The sequence below is a fragment of the Streptomyces sp. NPDC051987 genome, assembly GCF_040680735.1.
GTDB lineage: Bacteria > Actinomycetota > Actinomycetes > Streptomycetales > Streptomycetaceae > Streptomyces.
In genome coordinates this window covers 23,702-42,943 of record NZ_JBFAXI010000069.1, presented here as the reverse complement: position 1 = coordinate 42,943, position 19,242 = coordinate 23,702, and the positions used below count along the sequence as shown (strand labels likewise).

At 72.3% G+C, this 19,242-nt stretch carries 14 protein-coding genes; 12 read left to right on the top strand and 2 right to left on the bottom strand.

Annotated features, from left to right (window positions below; all coding sequences use genetic code 11):
- Nucleotides 1-60 precede the first annotated feature (60 nt).
- Nucleotides 61-600, bottom strand: a complete 540-nt coding sequence (locus tag AB0M11_RS29425) for a peptidoglycan-binding protein (protein WP_365710727.1) — start codon at nucleotides 598-600, stop codon at nucleotides 61-63.
- 556 nt (nucleotides 601-1,156) lie between these two features.
- Here AB0M11_RS29425 and AB0M11_RS29420 point away from each other — a divergent pair.
- From AB0M11_RS29420 to AB0M11_RS29395, 6 genes are all read left to right on the top strand, one after another.
- Nucleotides 1,157-1,768, top strand: a complete 612-nt coding sequence (locus tag AB0M11_RS29420; RefSeq protein WP_365710725.1) for an ABATE domain-containing protein — start codon at nucleotides 1,157-1,159, stop codon at nucleotides 1,766-1,768.
- 353 nt (nucleotides 1,769-2,121) lie between these two features.
- Complete coding sequence (locus AB0M11_RS29415; RefSeq protein ID WP_010039908.1) at nucleotides 2,122-2,643, top strand: sigma-70 family RNA polymerase sigma factor; 522 nt, start codon at nucleotides 2,122-2,124, stop codon at nucleotides 2,641-2,643.
- A complete protein-coding gene (locus AB0M11_RS29410; RefSeq protein ID WP_365710723.1) occupies nucleotides 2,643-3,473 on the top strand; it encodes a zf-HC2 domain-containing protein in 831 nt (276 codons plus the stop codon). Before AB0M11_RS29415 ends, AB0M11_RS29410 begins: the two co-directional genes overlap by 1 nt.
- Before the next feature lie 268 nt (nucleotides 3,474-3,741).
- The gene (locus AB0M11_RS29405) at nucleotides 3,742-5,973 is read left to right on the top strand and encodes a UvrD-helicase domain-containing protein (protein WP_365710731.1); all 2,232 of its coding nucleotides are present in this window, start codon (nucleotides 3,742-3,744) and stop codon (nucleotides 5,971-5,973) included.
- A gap of 362 nt (nucleotides 5,974-6,335) precedes the next feature.
- Complete coding sequence (locus tag AB0M11_RS29400) at nucleotides 6,336-7,739, top strand: NAD-dependent malic enzyme (protein WP_365710721.1); 1,404 nt, start codon at nucleotides 6,336-6,338, stop codon at nucleotides 7,737-7,739.
- A 319-nt stretch (nucleotides 7,740-8,058) separates the two neighbouring features.
- Nucleotides 8,059-8,340, top strand: a complete 282-nt coding sequence (locus AB0M11_RS29395; protein WP_089106629.1) for an HU family DNA-binding protein — start codon at nucleotides 8,059-8,061, stop codon at nucleotides 8,338-8,340.
- Nucleotides 8,341-8,734: 394 nt separating this feature from the next.
- Here the strand turns inward: AB0M11_RS29395 and murA are convergent, their stop codons facing one another.
- On the bottom strand, nucleotides 8,735-10,075 hold the full coding sequence (gene murA, locus AB0M11_RS29390) for a UDP-N-acetylglucosamine 1-carboxyvinyltransferase (RefSeq protein ID WP_365710719.1): 1,341 nt from the start codon (nucleotides 10,073-10,075) through the stop codon (nucleotides 8,735-8,737).
- 251 nt (nucleotides 10,076-10,326) lie between these two features.
- On the opposite strand from murA, the gene AB0M11_RS29385 reads away from it, so the two are divergent.
- From AB0M11_RS29385 to AB0M11_RS29360, 6 genes are all read left to right on the top strand, one after another.
- Nucleotides 10,327-10,899: a YqgE/AlgH family protein gene (locus AB0M11_RS29385; protein ID WP_217545775.1), complete on the top strand. Its 573-nt coding sequence runs from the start codon at nucleotides 10,327-10,329 to the stop codon at nucleotides 10,897-10,899.
- Between the two features lie 52 nt (nucleotides 10,900-10,951).
- A complete protein-coding gene (locus tag AB0M11_RS29380; RefSeq protein WP_365710717.1) occupies nucleotides 10,952-11,224 on the top strand; it encodes a DUF3039 domain-containing protein in 273 nt (90 codons plus the stop codon).
- Nucleotides 11,225-12,117: 893 nt separating this feature from the next.
- On the top strand, nucleotides 12,118-13,740 hold the full coding sequence (locus AB0M11_RS29375) for a beta-N-acetylhexosaminidase (RefSeq protein ID WP_365710715.1): 1,623 nt from the start codon (nucleotides 12,118-12,120) through the stop codon (nucleotides 13,738-13,740).
- Between the two features lie 244 nt (nucleotides 13,741-13,984).
- Nucleotides 13,985-14,878 carry an FAD binding domain-containing protein gene (locus AB0M11_RS29370; protein WP_365710713.1) on the top strand — a complete coding sequence of 298 codons (894 nt, stop codon included), beginning with the start codon at nucleotides 13,985-13,987 and terminating at the stop codon, nucleotides 14,876-14,878.
- On the top strand, nucleotides 14,875-16,725 hold the full coding sequence (locus AB0M11_RS29365) for a 2Fe-2S iron-sulfur cluster-binding protein (protein ID WP_365710711.1): 1,851 nt from the start codon (nucleotides 14,875-14,877) through the stop codon (nucleotides 16,723-16,725). Before AB0M11_RS29370 ends, AB0M11_RS29365 begins: the two co-directional genes overlap by 4 nt.
- Nucleotides 16,722-19,034 (top strand): molybdopterin cofactor-binding domain-containing protein, encoded by a 2,313-nt coding sequence (locus AB0M11_RS29360; RefSeq protein ID WP_365710709.1) that lies wholly within the window; start codon nucleotides 16,722-16,724, stop codon nucleotides 19,032-19,034. Before AB0M11_RS29365 ends, AB0M11_RS29360 begins: the two co-directional genes overlap by 4 nt.
- Nucleotides 19,035-19,242 lie beyond the last annotated feature (208 nt).

Here is a 19,242-nt window from a genome sequence, read left to right as displayed (position 1 = left end):
GGGGGGGGGGGGGGGCCGCGGGGGGGGGGGCGGGGGGGGCCCCCCACCCCGGAGGTGTGCTCAGCCGAGCCGGTCGTAGTACGCGATCTTCCAGGAACCGGTGCCCTTGATCCGTACGCGGTACTTGCCGCTGATCCGCTTGAGCGTGGCGTTGTGCGCCGTGCCGTGGAACGTGACGACGCTGCCCGCCGCCGGGCCGGTGAGCCGCTGCTGGGCGAAGGTCCAGCTCTGCTCGGTGACCACGCCGTCGTTGTCGGACAGGCCGAAATGCTCCTGCCACCACTGGGTGGCCGATTCGGTCTCCGGGCCGAACGAGCCGTCGATCTTGCTCTTCTCGAACGGATGCGGGTCGCCGTCGTCGTCCTGGTACTGGGCGCCGTCCGCCCACAGCACGGTCTGCCAGAGGGCCGTGGCGTTGCTCTCGGCGTAGTCGTCGACGCCGAGGTTCTCCTCGTCCTGCCAGTCGTCGCTGACGGCGCCGCCGCCGTCGATGCCGTGGTACGGCGGGGCGGCGGCCGCCGCGGCCGGTGCCAGGGCCAGGCCGCCGGCGCCCAGCAGTACGGCGGCCGCCATCGCGACGACCCGGGTGCGCATGCTCATGAGCGTGTCCTCTCCTGAACCGCCGTCCCTCGCGGGTCCCCCCTGGGGCGGCTCGCTGTGCGTTCGCAGGACCCAGAGTCACGGTCGGGAGCCGGAGCTGCGAGGCCTGCCGGAGTATCCGGACCGAACGGGGACGACCCCCGCCCCGTGCACCGGCGTCCCCGACGGGCACGGGGTCGCGCGGGACCGCCACGGCAGGGCGGAGGACACGGAACGGCGGGCCCGCGATGCGATGTCTCCCGTGAGTCTGCGGCTCGCGCGAACCGGCGGCTCCGCGAATCGGCGGCTCCGCGAATGAACAGGCGGCACGCGCGAACCGGCGGCCTCGTGAACCGTCGACTCCCGTGAACGGTCGGCCTCGTGAACCGTCGACTCCCGTGAACGGTCGGCCTCGTGAACCGTCGGCCTCGTGAACCGTCGGCCTCACGAACCGGCGGTCCCCGTGCAGTGGCGGCCCCCGCGCAACGACGGAACACCGGTACGAGGACTTCCGGCCGCTCGCCGTACCGGGCACTGTGAACAGAACGGTTCTCCTGTCCTAGGCGGTGACAGGCACATGGCACTGGGTACGGCCGCGGCCCCGTACGAGCTGCGCTTCGACGCCGGGCGGATCTGCCTGGATCTGCTCGCCACCACGCATCCCGGCGAACGGCTCGACGGACTCACGGCGTTGCGGGCCTGGATCACCGGTTCCCGGCTCGTCCCGCCGGGCACCCCGCTGGCCCACGCCGACACCGGCTGGCTGGTCGGCTTCCGGGAACTGCGCGATCACGTGGGGCAGTTGGTGCGGGGGCGGACCACGCCGAGGGTGAACCGGCCGTACGACCTCGCCCTCGCCGTCGCGCTCGCCCGCGTCAACGAGCTGGCCCGCGTCGCCGCGCCCCCGGCCCCGCGCGCCGTACCCGGCGAGGACGGACTCCTGGTGCGGGAGTTGGCCTCGCCGCCGGAGTGCGCCGGGCTGCTCGCCGCCGTCGCCCGGGACGCCGTGGAGCTGCTCACCGACCCGGTCGCGCGGGCGGCGGTCAGGGAGTGCGAGGGCGACAACTGCCCCCTGGTGTACCTGGACACCTCCCGGGGCCGTAGGCGCCGCTGGTGCTCCAGCGAGGTCTGCGGGAACCGCGAGCGGGTGGCCCGGCACCGGCGCCGCGCCGCGCTCGCCCGTGCGTGACCACGGTCACACCAGTCCCAACTCCCGCCCCATTCGCGGCTTCTGTCGGATCTTCATCGAAGTTCCGGGAAAGTGATTTCGACAACACTCCGTTTGGTGACCGGCGAGTACGGGCAGCACGGCCGCCTTCGACGTTGTGTCGGAAATGTAAAGATCACGCGGGGGGAATGTGGGGTCATGTCCCGCTCGTCATGTCACCTCGCAGAAAAATGTGGGGTCTTGTTGAACACACCGTGAGTCACTTCCGTACCGATGGGGGAGCGACCGACTGGGGGAACCCCCGGACACCGGAGGTGGGCGTGCGCAAGGATGCGGCCGTGGCCAATGAACGTGGATCGAGGGCCCGACATCGCATGTCCCAGCCCTCGGAGCCTGATGAGGAGCTGATGCGTGCTCTGTACCGGGAGCACGCCGGACCTCTCCTTGCGTATGTCCTTCGGCTGGTCGCCGGTGACCGGCAACGTGCCGAGGACGTCGTGCAAGAGACACTCATCCGTGCCTGGAAGAACGCCGGACAGCTCAATCGAGCTACCGGATCGGTACGCCCCTGGCTGGTGACGGTCGCTCGCCGCATCGTCATCGACGGTCACCGCAGCCGGCAGGCCCGGCCGCAGGAGGTCGATCCGTCGCCGCTGGAGGTCATCCCCGCGGAGGACGAGATCGACAAGGCGCTGTGGCTGATGACGCTGTCGGACGCGCTCGACGACCTGACCCCGGCCCACCGGGAGGTGCTCGTCGAGACGTACTTCAAGGGGCGTACCGTCAACGAGGCGGCCGAGACGCTGGGCATACCCAGCGGCACCGTCCGTTCCCGGGTGTTCTACGCCCTCAGGTCGATGAAGCTGGCTCTGGAGGAGCGGGGGGTGACGGCGTGATGAGTGTGTACGGGGGGCACGGCGGATTCGGCACAGGTGGTTCGGGTATGTCTGGAGCCATGCAGGAATCTCCGGTGCCCAATGAGCACGAGACCGTCGGCGCGTATGCGCTGGGGATTCTCGACGACGCCGAGGCAACCGCTTTCGAAGCTCATCTGGCCGGGTGCGAATGGTGCGCCCAGCAGCTCGACGAGCTGGCCGGAATGGAGCCCATGCTGGCGGCCCTGGCGGATCTGCCAGGCTCCGGGAGCACGCCGTCCATCGGCGAGTCGCTGTCCGCGAAACCCAGTCCGCGGATGGTCGAGAAGCTCGTCGTGGAGGTGGCCGACACGCGGAAGGCCCGCGGCCGGCGCACCCTCTTCGCCCTCGCGGCCTCGGTCGCGCTGATCGTCGGCGGCCCGCTGGCCGTGCTCGCGGCGAGCGGCGGATCGTCGGACGGCACCTCGAACACGGCGGGCGGGACGACCGCCCAGGCCGCCTTCCAGACCCTGTCCGACAAGATGACGGCCACGGACCCGACGACCCACGTCACCGCGACCGTCGCCCTGGAGAAGAAGGACTGGGGCACCCACGCGGTCCTCCAGCTCAAGAACGTCACCGGCCCGGAGAAGTGCTCGCTCATCGCCGTGGGCAAGAACGGCGAGCGGGAGACGGTCTCCTCCTGGTCCGTCCCGAACTGGGGTTACGGCCTCGCGGACGCCAAGACGGACAAGGCCAAGCAGCCGCTCTACGTCAACGGTGGCGCCGCCTTCACCCCCAACGAGATCGACCACTTCGAAGTCATGACCTTCAACGGCAAGAAGCTCGTCTCGGTCAGCGCCAACGCCTGACCGGCGGATCAGGCCGCGGGAGATCGGCGGCGGCTGTCCGTGCCGGTGAGCGGGACGTGGTGTGCGTGCCACGTCCCGCGTCCACGGCACGATCCGCCGGACAGGCCCCTGGCTTCGGCGGGTCCCCTTCGCGTACGGTTGACGGCTGCCCAGCACGTCAGAAGGGGGCCCGGTGGCCGCTCAGGCTCAGCAATCCGCGGTCGGCTCGCACGGCTCCGAACGGGATTCCGTACAGGACTCGGTCCAGGACTCCGTTCGGGACCGTGAGATCAGCGTCGAACAGGAACACCTCGACCGGGTGTACCGCCGCCTGGAGGAGAAGATCCACGAGGCGGAGTTCCTGATGAACGACGCTGCCAAGCGCGGTCAGGTGGGCACCCCCGGTGCCCTCGCCGAGCGGGACGCGCAGGTCTTCCGGGCGGGCATCCACCTGAACCGGCTCAACAACGAGTTCGAGGACTTCCTCTTCGGCCGGATCGACCTGCTCCTCGGCAAGGACGGCAAGAAGGGGCCCGACGGCGCCTACACCGCCGTGGAACCCGCCGAGGGCGCGGTCCGCGCCGACAACACCGCGGACATCGCGGAGACCCTGCACATCGGCCGCATCGGCGTCCTGGACCAGGACTACTCGCCGCTGGTCATCGACTGGCGCGCCCCGGCCGCCGCGCCCTTCTACAGGTCCACTCCGGTGGATCCCGGGCGTGTCGTACGACGCCGGGTGATCCGCTCCAAGGGCCGCCGGGTCCTCGGTGTCGAGGACGACCTGATGCGCCCCGAGCTGACCGCCTTCCTGGACGGCGACACGCTGCCCGTCATCGGCGACGGCGCCCTGATGGCCGCCCTCGGCCAGGCCCGCAGCCACACCATGCGGGACATCGTCGCCTCCATCCAGGCCGAGCAGGACCTGGTCATCCGCGCCCCCGCCGCCTCCGTGACCTACGTCGAGGGCGGCCCGGGGACCGGCAAGACCGCGGTTGCCCTGCACCGCGCCGCCTACCTGCTCTACCAGGACCGGCGCCGGTACGCGGGCGGCATCCTGATCGTCTCCCCGACCCCGCTGCTCGTCGCGTACACCGAGGGCGTGCTGCCGTCCCTGGGCGAGGAGGGCCAGGTCGCCATCCGCGCCATCGGCTCCCTGGTCGAGGGCGCCGAGGCGACCCTGTACGACACGCCGGCCACCGCCCGCGCCAAGGGCTCCTCCCGGATGCTGCGGGTGCTGCGCAAGGCCGCCCGCGGCGCCCTGGAGCTGAACGGCGCGCCGAACCGGCTCCGGGTGGTCGCCTTCAACCGCCGCCTGGAGCTGGAGGCGGAGGACCTCGACCGGATCAGGCAGACCGCGCTGGGCGGCACCGCCCCGGTCAACCTGCTCCGCCCCCGCGCCCGCAAGCTGCTCCTGGACGCCCTGTGGGCCCGCTCCGGCGCGGCCGGCCGGCACTCCGACCCGGAGCTCGCCGCCGAGCTGCGCTCCTCCTTCGACGAGGACGTCGCCACCGAGGACTCCTTCATCGAGTTCCTCGACGCCTGGTGGCCGGAGCTGACCCCGCAGGCCGTCCTCGCCGCCATGGCCGACGAAAGACGCCTCGGCCGCTGGGCCCGCCGCGTCCTCAACCCCGGCGAGGTCCGCCGGGTGGCCCGCTCCCTGAAGCGGGACGGCCACACCGTGCACGACATCGCCATGCTCGACGAGCTCCAGGCCGTCCTGGGCACCCCCGCCCGCCCCCGCAAGAAGCGCGAGGCGGACCCGCTGGACCAGCTCACCGGCCTGGAGGAGCTGATGCCGGCGCGCGAGGAGTCGCAGCGCGAGCGCGCCGAACGGCTCGCCCAGGAACGGGTCGAGTACGCCCACGTCATCGTCGACGAGGCTCAGGACCTCACCCCCATGCAGTGGCGCATGGTCGGCCGCCGCGGCCGGCACGCCACCTGGACGGTCGTCGGCGACCCCGCCCAGTCCTCCTGGTCCGACCCGGACGAGGCGGCCGAGGCCCGCGACGAGGCCCTGGGCAGCCGCCCGCGCCGCCGCTTCGAACTCACGGTGAACTACCGCAACCCGGCCGAGATCGCCGAGCTGGCCGCCAAGGTCCTGGCCCTCGCCATGCCCGGTTCCAAGGCCCCCTCGGCCGTCCGCTCCACCGGTGTCGAGCCCCGCTTCACCGTGGTCCACGACTCGCTGGAGAAGACCGTGCGGGGCGAGGCGGAGCGGCTGCTCGACCTGGTCGACGGCACGGTCGGCGTGGTCGTCGCCATGGACCGGCGCGCCGAGGCCGCCCGCTGGCTCGCCGGGCTCGGCGACCGGGTGGTGGCCCTCGGCAGCCTGGAGGCCAAGGGCCTGGAGTACGACGCCACGGTCGTCGTCTCGCCCGCGGAGATCGCCGACGAGTCCCCGGCCGGGCTGCGCGTGCTGTACGTGGCCCTCACCCGGGCGACGCAACAGCTGACCGTGGTCTCGGGCGAACGGGACGTACCGGATGCGGCAGGGGTTCCGGACCTGCTCAGGGACTGATCCGGGGGCCGGGGGACAGGTCCCCGGCCGCGCCCGTCAGGGCTGCTTCGGCCCAGGTTTTCCTGTGAAGTCGCCGGACGGGAATGGTCACGCGGGATCCGTTTGTTAGCCTTGTCGTGACACCGGCTCGATCCAAGCCCCCGGGCCCAACCTTAGTCGCTGCGAGCGACCACTTGCCGCGAGGCGAGCATGGCGGGTCGGTGTCATGAACGTCGAAGAGGCCCACGTCACCCGGTGACGTGGGCCTCTTCTTCGTGCGAACAATAGGCACGAAACCCGGCCCGGCTAACGCCTACTGGGCGGTAGGTGCGACGATCGGACGGCACTACCCGCGACACGGTGAACAACGAAGGAAGTCGGCCATGGCAACGGCGCCCAGCGTCTCCTACTCGATGACCATCCGGCTGGAGGTGCCCGCGAGCGGAACCGCCGTCTCGCAGCTCACCACCGCCGTGGAGTCCTCCGGAGGCTCGGTCACCGGCCTCGACGTCACCGCCTCCGGCCACGAGAAGCTCCGCATCGACGTCACCATCGCGGCCAGCTCGACCGCCCACGCCGACCAGATCGTGCAGCAGCTGCGCGGGATCGAGGGCGTCACCCTCGGCAAGGTCTCGGACCGTACGTTCCTGATGCACCTCGGCGGCAAGATCGAGATGGCGTCCAAGCACCCGATCCGCAACCGTGACGACCTCTCCATGATCTACACCCCGGGCGTGGCCCGCGTGTGCATGGCGATCGCGGAGAACCCCGAGGACGCGCGCCGCCTCACCATCAAGCGCAACTCCGTTGCGGTCGTGACGGACGGCTCCGCGGTCCTGGGCCTCGGCAACATCGGCCCGAAGGCCGCCCTCCCGGTCATGGAGGGCAAGGCGGCCCTCTTCAAGCGGTTCGCCGGCATCGACGCCTGGCCGCTGTGCCTCGACACCCAGGACACCGACGCGATCGTCGAGATCGTCAAGGCGATCGCCCCCGGGTTCGCCGGCATCAACCTTGAGGACATCTCCGCCCCCCGCTGCTTCGAGATCGAGGCGCGGCTGCGCGAGGCCCTCGACATCCCCGTCTTCCACGACGACCAGCACGGCACCGCGATCGTCGTCCTCGCCGCCCTGACGAACGCGCTGCGCTGCACCGGCAAGGCGATCGAGAACATCCGGGTCGTCATGTCCGGCGCCGGCGCGGCCGGCACGGCCATCCTCAAGCTGCTGCTCGCGGCCGGCGTGAAGAACGCCGTCGTCGCCGACATCCGCGGTGTCGTGCACGCCGGCCGCGAGGACCTGGTGGGCGCCCCCGCCGACTCGCCGCTGCGCTGGATCGCCGACAACACCAACCCCGAGAACCTGACCGGCAGCCTCAAGGAGGCCGTGCGCGGCGCGGACGTCTTCATCGGCGTCTCCGCCCCGAACGTGCTCGACGGCGAGGACGTGGCCGCCATGGCCGAGGGCGCGATCGTGTTCGCACTCGCGAATCCGGACCCCGAGGTCGACCCGGCGATCGCCCGCCAGACGGCCGCCGTGGTGGCCACCGGCCGCTCCGACTTCCCGAACCAGATCAACAACGTGCTGGTCTTCCCGGGTGTCTTCCGTGGCCTCCTGGACGCCCAGTCCCGTACGGTGAACACCGACATGATGCTCGCGGCCGCGAAGGCCCTCGCGGACGTGGTCACGGAGGACGAGCTGAACCCGAACTACATCATCCCGAGCGTCTTCAACGAGAAGGTCGCGGGAGCGGTGGCGGGCGCGGTGCGAGAAGCGGCGAAGGGCGCCTGAGAAGCGCCCTCGCCGGGAGCGCCCTGAAGGGGCGCGGGGAACCGCGTGAGCAACCCCCCACCGTCCGGCAGCCGAAAACGCGACGCATCCCGCATGATGCGGGGGTCTGGGGGCAGTCGCCCCCAGGCAAACATTTGTGAAACTTGCCACGCCATCCGACCGGCGCGTCGTGAAACCCCCCCTTCGGCCCACCCGTAGGGTATTGGCGGCACCCGGATTGGCGTTCCCGCCGCAGGTGGGGGCAGGATGCGTCCCGGCCCAACATGCGGCTCCGCCGCGTGGCACGCCTCCATGGCAAGAAGAACACGGGAGTAACAACATGAACCGCAGTGAGCTGGTGGCCGCGCTGGCCGACCGTGCCGAGGTGACTCGCAAGGACGCCGACGCCGTGCTGGCCGCTTTCGCCGACGTCGTCGGCGACATCGTCTCCAAGGGCGACGAGAAGGTCACCATCCCCGGTTTCCTGACCTTCGAGCGCACCCACCGTGCCGCTCGCACCGCGCGCAACCCCCAGACCGGCGAGCCGATCAACATCCCGGCCGGGTACAGCGTCAAGGTCTCCGCGGGCTCGAAGCTGAAGGAATCCGCGAAGGGCAAGTGAGCCGGGCGCTTCGCCTGAGCGCCGTGAGTGACTGCGGGCCCGTCGTGGGCGGCCGCGCAGTTCCCCGCGCCCCTTGCGGGGCGTTCCCGTCGAAGACGTGAAGACGTCCGGCGGACCAGCGACAAACGACGATGGGGCGGCCCCTCCACCAGGGGGCCGCCCCACCGTCGTACCGGCTCTCTCCATGCTGTGTCTGCCCGGGGGCGACCCCCGGACCCCCGGCCGGAGGGTGTCGGTCCGGGCCGGGGTGGGAGGCGTGGTCAGCCGAGTGCCTTGCCCGGCAGTTCCACCTTGGCGCCGAGTTCGACCAGCTTCTCCATGCTGTGTCTGCCCGGGGGCAACCCCCGGACCCCCGGCCGGAGGGTGTCGGTCCGGGCCGGGGTGGGAGGGATGGTCAGCCGAGTGCCTTGCCCGGCAGTTCCACCTTGGCGCCGAGTTCGACCAGCTTCTCCATGAAGTTCTCGTAGCCGCGGTTGATGAGGTCGATGCCGTGGACGCGGGAGGTGCCCTGGGCGGCGAGGGCGGCGATGAGGTAGGAGAAGCCGCCGCGGAGGTCGGGGATGACGAGGTCGGCGCCCTGGAGCTTGGTGGGGCCGGAGACGACTGCGGAGTGCAGGAAGTTGCGCTGGCCGAAGCGGCAGGCCGAGCCGCCCAGGCACTCGCGGTAGAGCTGGATGTGCGCGCCCATCTGGTTCAGCGCGGAGGTGAAGCCGAGGCGGGACTCGTAGACCGTCTCGTGGACGATCGAGAGACCGGTCGCCTGGGTCAGGGCGACGACGAGCGGCTGCTGCCAGTCGGTCTGGAAGCCCGGGTGCACGTCCGTCTCCAGCGCGATGGACTTCAGCTGACCGCCGGGGTGCCAGAAGCGGATGCCCTCGTCGTCGATCTCGAAGGCGCCGCCCACCTTCCGGTAGGTGTTCAGGAACGTCATCATCGAGCGCTGCTGGGCGCCCCGGACGTAGATGTCGCCCTCGGTCGCCAGCGCCGCCGACGCCCAGGACGCGGCCTCCAGCCGGTCCGCCAGGGCCCGGTGGGTGTAGCCGCCGAGCTTCTCCACACCGGTGATGCGGATGGTGCGGTCGGTGTCGATCGCGATGATCGCGCCCATCTTCTGCAGTACGCAGATGAGGTCCTCGATCTCCGGCTCGACCGCCGCGTTGGACAACTCCGTGAGGCCCTCGGCGAGCACGGCCGTCAGCAGCACCTGCTCGGTCGCCCCCACGGACGGGTACGGCAGCCGGATCTTCGTGCCGCGCAGCCCCTTCGGCGCCTCCAGGTACTGGCCGTCCGCGCGCTTCTCGATGGTCGCGCCGAACTGCCGCAGCACGTCGAAGTGGAAGTCGATCGGCCGGCCGCCGATGTCGCAGCCGCCGAGGCCGGGGATGAACGCGTGCCCGAGCCGGTGCAGCAGCGGGCCGCAGAAGAGGATCGGGATCCGGCTGGACCCCGCGTGGGCATCGATGTCAGCGACGTTCGCGCTCTCCACGTACGTCGGGTCGAGCACCAGCTCACCGGGTTCCTCACCCGGCCGCACCGTCACCCCGTGCAGCTGCAGCAGGCCGCGCACCACGCGCACGTCACGGATGTCCGGAACGTTGCGCAGCCGACTCGGTGCACTGCCCAGAAGGGCGGCGACCATGGCCTTCGGTACGAGGTTCTTCGCACCGCGGACACGGATCTCGCCCTCCAGCGGGGTGCCGCCGTGGACAAGCAGGACATCGTCGTTGACGGTCATGAATCTCGCGTTCCATGGAGTGGGGCAGGGCCGGAAAGACAGAGTAATCGCCCATCGGCCCCCTCCCGTAAGCCCGAGGACCACCCAGCCGCGTCATAGCTGTGTCACAACACGAACGGTTCCGAACCGGACACATGGGGTCACCGTCCGTGACCGTGCGCCGGGGGCGCTCCCTTCCGCCCTGAGCTGCATTCACCCGCGGGCCCGGATTGGCTCCCCACGCGGCGGGAAGATGCGGGATCATGTCTGGCATGACCGAGGTGTCCTCGCTCACAGGGCGGCTGCTCGTGGCCACGCCCGCCCTGGCGGACCCGAACTTCGACCGTGCGGTGGTGCTCCTTCTCGACCACGACGAGGAGGGTTCCCTCGGTGTCGTCCTCAACCGCCCCACCCCGGTGGACGTCGGCGACATCCTGGAGGGCTGGGCCTCCCTCGCCGGCGAGCCGGGGGTCGTCTTCCAGGGCGGCCCGGTGTCGTTGGACTCCGCGCTCGGTGTCGCGGTCATCCCGGGCGGTGCCAACGGGGACCGCGCCCCGCTCGGCTGGCGCCGGGTGCACGGCGCGATCGGCCTGGTCGACCTGGAGGCCCCGCCGGAGCTGCTCGCCTCGGCCCTCGGTTCGCTCCGGATCTTCGCCGGTTACGCCGGCTGGGGCCCCGGCCAGCTGGAGGACGAACTGGTCGAGGGCGCCTGGTACGTCGTCGAGTCCGAACCCGGCGACGTCTCCTCCCCGTCCCCCGAACGACTCTGGCGCGAGGTCCTGCGCCGCCAGCGCAACGAACTCGCGATGGTGGCCACCTACCCGGACGACCCCTCGCTCAACTGACGGCGCCCCTTCTCTCAACCGTTGTCCGGGTGCTTCAGTACCCTTGGCGTTTATGAGCACTCTTGAGCCCGAGCGCGGGACTGGTACGGGGACCCTCGTAGAGCCGACGCCGCAGGTGTCCCATGGCGACGGCGACCACGAGCGCTTCGCCCACTACGTCCAGAAGGACAAGATCATGGCGAGCGCCCTCGACGGCACCCCCGTCGTGGCGCTGTGCGGCAAGGTGTGGGTACCCGGCCGCGACCCGAAGAAGTACCCCGTGTGTCCCATGTGCAAGGAGATCTACGAGTCCATGGGCAGCGGCGGCGACGGCGAGGGCAAGTAAGGCCCCGTCCCCCGGCTGGGCTGTCAAGGGCCCCGGGCGCGCTTCGGCGTGCGGCCGGGGCCTTTGCCGTGCCCGCGCGTCGGCGCGGCGCGAGCCCTCTCCGCCCGGGAGAGTGGTACAGACCTCTTGTCGGCGGGCTCGTGCGGTCCGTAGGCTCGGTGGTGTTGTGCGGAGCGGAACCGGCGTTGCACATGTTGCAATGCGGTGTGCTCTTCCCGCTTGAGCGGCGCTGCCGGAGGGGCACTGCGTGAAGCTTCCCGTCCCCGCTCCGGTCCGCCCGCAGCCGCCGTGCCGGCAGGGGGAGGAGCTGTGACCGTCGTGAATCCTGTGCGCGGGTCCGGGCGCCCGCCGGGGCCGCCGGACGCCGAGGGGGCCGCGTCGGCGGCCGCCGTACGCGTCGCGTTTCCGCGCCATGGGAAGATCCTGGGCGCCTTCGCTCCGGACTCCTTCCGGCCGATCTCCGGGCGGCGGGAATTCGCCCGCCCCTGCGTCTCGGCGCTGATCGTCTTTCCCGTCGCGACCTCCGTGACCCGATTCCGCATCCCCTTCCGGACCGCCTTGCCGATCACGTTTCCGGTGGCCCGGACGGCGCCCGCGAGGCCTCCTGCACTTCCCGGTGCGGGACTTCGGAAAAGGGGGTGTCGAAGGGGCCGGAGGGGGCCGCGCACATCGACGGGACGGGCCGGTCGCGCATTCCCCGTCTCCGTCCGGAACGACTTCCTGTGCGCCAAGTCGTGCATCCACGGCGGCACTTCCCGGCCGGCGTCGCTGGGGCAGGGCGATGGCGCCCGTCACGGCGACGGCGATTGCGGTGCCGGTGTTCTTCGTAGGCGTACAGCGACGCCCGGTCCAGAGGCCGGGCGGAACGGTCAAGGACTGAGGTGATTTCCCCGATGGATCTGATTCCCGCGCCGCGTACTGTCGTCGCCGGATCCGGCGAAGTGCGGCTTTCGGCGCGCTCCCGGCTCTGCGCGGGCCCGGGGGCGGAGGGCGTCGGCCGCTGGCTGCGCACCGTCCTGTGGGCGGCCACCGGTCTGCCGCTGCGCGAGGGGCGCGAACTCGACGACACCGAAGGCGACGGCATCGGGCTCCAACTCGACCCCCGTCTCGGCGCGGAGGAGTACCGCCTCGTCAGCGACCCGGACGGCGTCCTCGTCGAGGGCGGCAGCGCGGCGGGCGTCTTCTGGGGCGCCCAGACGCTGCGGCAACTCCTGGGCCCCGCCGCGTATCGCCGGTCCGCCGCCGAACCGGACCGCGTCTGGGCCCTGCCGCACCAGGTGATCGAGGACTCCCCCCGATTCGCCTGGCGCGGCCTGATGCTCGACGTCGCCCGGCACTTCATGCCGAAGGAAGGCGTCCTGCGCCATCTCGATCTCATGGCGGCGCACAAACTCAACGTCTTCCACTTCCACCTGACGGACGACCAGGGCTGGCGCCTGGACATCCGGCGCTACCCGAGGCTCACCGAGGTCGGCTCCTGGCGGACCCGCACGAAATTCGGGCACCGGGCCTCACCCCTGTGGGAGGAGAAGCCGCACGGGGGCTTCTACACCCAGGACGACATCCGGGAGATCGTCGCCTACGCGGCCGAACGGCATATCACCGTCGTCCCCGAAATCGACGTGCCGGGACACTCGCAGGCCGCCATCGCCGCGTATCCGGAACTCGGCAACACCGACGTCATCGACACCACCGCCCTCACCGTCTGGGACTCCTGGGGGATCTCTCCGAACGTACTCGCCCCCACTGACAACACCCTGCGCTTCTACGAGGGGGTGTTCGAGGAAGTGCTGGAGCTGTTCCCCTCCACCTTCATTCACGTCGGCGGCGACGAATGCCTGAAGGACCAGTGGCGGGCCTCGCCGGCCGCGCAGGCGCGCATCGAGGAACTCGGGCTCGCCGACGAGGACGCGCTGCAGTCCTGGTTCATCGGCCACTTCGCGAAGTGGCTCTCCGCGCGCGGGCGTCGGCTCATCGGCTGGGACGAGATCCTGGAGGGCGGGATCGCCGAGGGCGCGGCCGTCTCGTCGTGGCGCGGCTACGGCGGCGGGATCGCGGCCGCGCGGGCCGGGCACGACGTCGTGATGTGCCCCGAGCAGCACGTCTACCTCGACCACCGGCAGGCCGACGGCGCCGACGAGCCGGTGCCGATCGGTTACGTCCGCACCCTGGAGGACGTGTACCGGTTCGAGCCCGTTCCGCCGGAGCTGGACGAATCCGGGGCGCAGCGGATCCTGGGCACCCAGGCCAACGTCTGGACCGAGGTGATGGAGGACCACGCGCGCGTGGACTACCAGGCCTTTCCCCGGCTCGCGGCCTTCGCCGAGGTCGCCTGGAGCGCCCTGCCGGATCCGGCGGAACGGGACTTCGCCGATTTCGAGCGCCGTATGGCGTCCCACTACCGGCGGCTCGACGCCCTGGGGGTCGCCTACCGGCCACCGGCCGGACCGCTGCCCTGGCAGCGCCGCCCCGGCGTCCCCGGCCGCCCGATCGACGGGCCGCCCCCGAATCGCTAGCCCGGTCCCGAACACGTCATGGAAAAAGAGCCCAAGGGTCACCGAAGAGTGTCAATCGCCGCGCACAGGTGAGGTGTGGATAAAACGGACCAAGTCGCCGGTGAGGTGGGCGAATGCCTCCTAGCGGACCCGTGCGTTCGAGGCTTGCGAAGATGTGCCAGAGTTGCCACGTCCGCCCTGTGAGCACGTACCGTACGGCCACACAGGTGGGACCAGGTGGGGCAGCGGGAAGGGGCAGCCGGTTTTGAGCACGCACGCACCGCAGGCGGCGCACGCCGTCACGCTGCCCACGACGCTGAACGAGGCGGTGGCGGCCCTCACCGCCATGCCCGCCGCGGTCCCCGTCGCGGGCGGCACCGACCTCATGGCCGCCGTCAACTCCGGGCAGCTCAGGCCCGCCGCCCTGGTCGGCCTCGGCCGGATCAGCGAGATCCGCGGCTGGCAGTACCAGGACGGCAACGCCCTGCTCGGCGCCGGGCTCACGCACGCGCGCATGGGCCGCCCCGACTTCGCGGCCCTGATCCCGGCCCTCGCCGCCGCCGCGCGGGCCGCCGGTCCGCCGCACATCCGCAACGCCGGCACCCTGGGCGGCAACATCGCCACCGCCGCGCCCACCGGCGACGCGCTGCCGGTGCTCGCCGCCCTGGAGGCGACGCTGATCATCGCGGGACCGGGCGGATCCCGCCGCGAGATCCCGGTGTCGCACCTGCTGGCCGGCGTCGAGATGCTCCGCGCGGGTGAGCTGATCGGCTTCGTGCGGGTGCCGCTGCTGCACGCCCCGCAGGTCTTCCTGAAGGCGACCGGCCGCACCGGACCGGGCCGCTCGGTGGCCTCCGTGGCGCTCGTCCTCGACCCCGCGCGGCGCGGCGTCCGATGCGCCGTCGGCGCCATAGCGCCGATGCCGCTGCGGCCCCTGGACGCCGAGCAGTGGGTGGCCCGGCTGATCGACTGGGACAACGACCGCGCGCTGGTCCCCGAGGCGCTGAGCGCCTTCGGCGAGTACGTCGCGGCCGCCTGCATCCCCGACCCGGCGCCCGAGCCCGACGGCTCGGTGCCGCCGCTTCCGCCCGCCGTACTGCACCTGCGGCGCACTGTCGCCGCGCTGGCCCGACGAGCACTGGGGAGGGCGCTGTCATGACCGACGACCAGCACGCGGAGGGCGCGCCCGCGAGCGGTGGCGGCCGCTGGGACCCGCTGCCCCAGGGCGACTACGACGACGGCGCGACCGCGTTCGTGAAGCTCCCCGAGGGCGGCATCGAGGCCCTGCTGTCCGCCGACAGCCCCCTGGCCGCGCCCGGCCACGGCTATGTGCCGCCGCAGATAACGGCCGCGCCCGGCACCGACGCCTGGGGGGCGCCGGCCGACGGCCCCCGGTGGCCCGACCCGAACGCGGTTCCCCAGGAGCGGCCCGCCGACGACCGGTTCACGTACAACCCGGCCGCGACGCAGCAGTGGACGTACGAGGAGCCGCCGCCCGCGCCCGGTCACGATGTGACCGGCCAGTGGTCGATCCCGGTGGCGGGCGGTGATGTTCCGGACGAATCGGGCGAGTTCACCACATCCGCCCTCATGGAGCAGTGGGGCGGCACACCGCCGGCGACCCTGCCGGGCGGCGCCGCCGCGCCATGGGCGCCGGAGGTGCAGGCGTGGGAACACCCCGAACGCCCCACGGAGGGCCCTGGATCGCCCGCCGCGCCCCGCGCGGGCCGCGGCGGCACGGGAAGCCCGGATCCCGCCTCCCAGGCCGCCGGGATGCCGTCTGCGGCCGACGCGCCGACGGGGGGCGAAACGGGCGAAGGGGGCGCGGGGGCGGAGATCGGCCAACCGCACCCCACCGGCACGGGGCCCGACACCGGTGCGGAGACCGACACCGGTGAACCGGCCGCGACCGGAGGGCCCGCCGGGTTCGGCGGCCCGGCCGACGCCGGCGAGGCCGAAGCGCTCCACCACGCCGCCGGCTCCCGCCACGCCCACGACGAGCAGGCCGCCGACGGCGAGTCCGCCGCCCCGCAGGGGCCGCCGCCCGCCCCCGACGACGAGAGCGCAGGGAACGGCGAGAGCGGCGCGGCCGGGAGCGAACACCCCGACGTCGAGGCCGAGGCGGTCGACGACCACCCCCTCGCCTCCTACGTCCTGCGCGTCAACGGCGCCGACCGCCCCGTCACCGACGCCTGGATCGGCGAGTCCCTCCTGTACGTCCTGCGCGAACGCCTCGGCCTGGCCGGCGCCAAGGACGGCTGCTCCCAGGGCGAGTGCGGGGCCTGCAACGTCCAGGTCGACGGCCGCCTGGTCGCCTCCTGCCTGGTCCCCGCGGTCACCGCGGCCGGCAGCGAGGTCCGCACGGTCGAGGGCCTCGCCACGGACGGCCGGCCCTCCGACGTCCAGCGCGCGCTCGCCCGCTGCGGGGCCGTCCAGTGCGGCTTCTGCATCCCCGGCATGGCGATGACCGTCCACGACCTCCTCGAAGGCAACCCCGCCCCCACCGAGTTGGAGACCCGCCAGGCCCTGTGCGGCAACCTCTGCCGCTGCTCCGGCTACCGGGGCGTCCTGGACGCCGTCGGCGAGGTCGTCGCCGAGCGCGAGGCACATGCCGCCGCCGACGCTGAGACGGACGGCGACGAGGCCCGTATTCCCCATCAGGCGGGACCGGGCGCCGGGGGTGTGCACGCGTCGGCGTTCGACTCCCCGGGCACGTTCGGGGCCGGAATCCGGGTTCCGCACGAGCAGCAGTACGACCAGTCGTACGGTGGCAACCAGTCGTTCGGCGGCGACCAGTCCTTCGCCGGCGATCAGTCGTTCGGCGGGAACCAGTCGTTCGGCGGCGATCAGTCGTTCGGCGGGAACCAGTCGTTCGGCGGCGATCAGTCGTTCGGCGGGAACCAGTCGTTCGGCGGCGACCAGTCCTTCGGCGGGGACCAGCGGTTCGACGACCAGAGCCAGAGCTACGACGGCCAGCCCTACGGCCCGGACGGAGGCCAGGCGTGACCAACGAGACCGTCACCACGACCACGGCCGCGGAGACCCCCGTCCCCGCCCCCGAGCCGCTGCCGCACGGCCTCGGCGTGTCGCTGCCGGCCGCCGACGCGGGCGCGAAGACCGAGGGCACCTTCCCGTACGCGGCCGACCTGTGGGCCGAGGGCCTGCTGTGGGCGGCCGTCCTGCGCTCCCCGCACCCGCACGCGCGCATCGTGTCAATCGACACCAGCCACGCGCGCGACATGCCCGGCGTACGGGCCGTCATCACCCACGAGGACGTCCCCGGCACCCCGCGCCACGGCCGCGGCACCCCGGACCGCCCGGTCTTCGCCTCCGAGGTGGTACGCCACCACGGCGAGCCCATCGCGGCCGTCGCCGCCGACCACCCGGACACGGCCCGGATGGCCGCCGCCGCCGTCATCGTCGAGTACGAGGTGCTGGAACCGGTCATCGACCCGGAGCTGTCCTTCGAGGCCGAGCCGCTGCACCCCGACGGCAACCTGATCCGGCACATCCCGCTCCAGCACGGCGACGCGAACGCCACCGGCGAGATCGTCGTCGAGGGCCAGTACCGCATCGGCCGCGCCGACCCCGCCCCCATCGGTGCCGAGGCCGGACTCGCCGTGCCCCGCCCCGACGGCGGGGTCGAGCTGTACCTGGCCTCCACCGACCCGCACACCGACCGCAACACGGCCGCCGCCTGCTACGGCCTGTCGCTCGAACAGGTGAAGATCGTGGTCACCGGTGTGCCCGGCGCGACCGCCGACCGCGAGGACCAGGGGTTCCAGCTCCCGCTCGGCCTGCTCGCCCTGAAGACCGGCTGCCCGGTCAAGCTCACGGCGACCCGCGAGGAGTCCTTCCTCGGCCACGCCCACCGCCACCCCACCCTGCTGCGCTACCGGCACCACGCCGACGCCGAGGGCAAGCTGGTCAAGGTCGAGGCGCAGATCCTGCTCGACGCGGGCGCCTACGCCGACACCTCCGCCGAGTCGCTGGCCGCCGCCGTCTCCTTCGCCTGCGGCCCCTACGTCGTACCGAACGCCTTCATCGAGGGCTGGGCCGTGCGCACCAACAACCCGCCCTCCGGACACGTCCGCGGCGAGGGCGCCATGCAGGTCTGCGCCGCCTACGAGGCGCAGATGGACAAGCTGGCGAAGAGGCTCGGCCTGGACCCCGCCGAGATCCGCCTGCGCAACGCGCTCGCGACCGGCGACGTCCTGCCCATCGGCCAGACCGTGACCTGCCCGGCCCCCGTCGCCGAACTCCTCCAGGCGGTCCGCGACTTCCCGCTCCCCGCGCTGCCCAAGGACACGCCCGAGGACGAGTGGCTGCTGCCCGGCGGCCCCGAGGGCGCGGGCGAGCCGGGCGCGGTGCGCCGGGGCGTCGGCTACGGCCTCGGCATGGTGCACATGCTCGGCGCTGAGGGCGCCGACGAGGTCTCGACGGCCACCGTCAAGGTCCACGACGGCATCGCGACCGTGCTCTGCGCGGCCGTCGAGACCGGCCAGGGCTTCACCACGCTGGCCCGCCAGATCGTCCAGGAGACCCTCGGCATCGACGAGGTGCACGTCGCGCCCGTCGACACCGACCAGCCGCCGGCGGGCGCGGGCTGCCGGGGCCGGCACACCTGGGTGTCGGGCGGAGCGGTGGAGCGCGCCGCGAAGATGGTCCGTACCCAGCTCCTGCAGCCCCTCGCCCACAAGTTCGGCATGTCGACCGAGCTGCTCCAGATCACCGACGGCAAGATCACGTCGTACGACGGCGTGCTGTCGACCACCGTCACCGAGGCGCTGGACGGCAAGGAGCTGTGGGCGACCGCCCAGTGCCGCCCGCACCCGACCGAGCCGCTGGACGCCGAGGGCCAGGGGGACGCGTTCGTCGGCCTCGCCTTCTGCGCGATCCGCGCGGTCGTCGACGTGGACATCGAGCTCGGGTCGGTCCGGGTGGTGGAGCTCGCCGTCGCCCAGGACGTCGGCCGGATCCTCAACCCGGCGCAGCTGAACGCCCGTATCGAGGCCGGTGTCACCCAGGGTGTGGGCATCGCCCTCACGGAGAACCTGCGCACCCCGCGCGGTCTGATCCGCCACCCCGACCTCACCGGGTACGCCCTGCCGACCGCCCTCGACGCGCCCGACATCCGGATCGTCAAGCTCGTCGAGGAACGGGACGTGGTCGCCCCCTTCGGCGCCAAGTCGGTCAGCGCCGTGCCGGTGGTGACCTCCCCGGCCGCCGTCGCCTCCGCCGTCCGCGCGGCCACCGGCCGCCCGGTCAACCGCCTCCCCGTCCGCCCGCAGGCGGCGGTGGTCACGGGCCAGTGAGCCTGTCCGGGGTCGTGGTCGTCGCGGGAGTGATGGCCGCGGGGACGTCGACCGTCGCCCAGGCCCTGGCCGAGTGCCTGCCCCGGTCCGTCCACGTCCCCGGCGACCTCTTCCGCCGCACGCGTAACTCCGCCTGCGCACCCAGCCGTTGGGGCTCTGGCTGGACACCTCGGACCTCACCGTGGAACAGACGGTGACAGCGATTCGC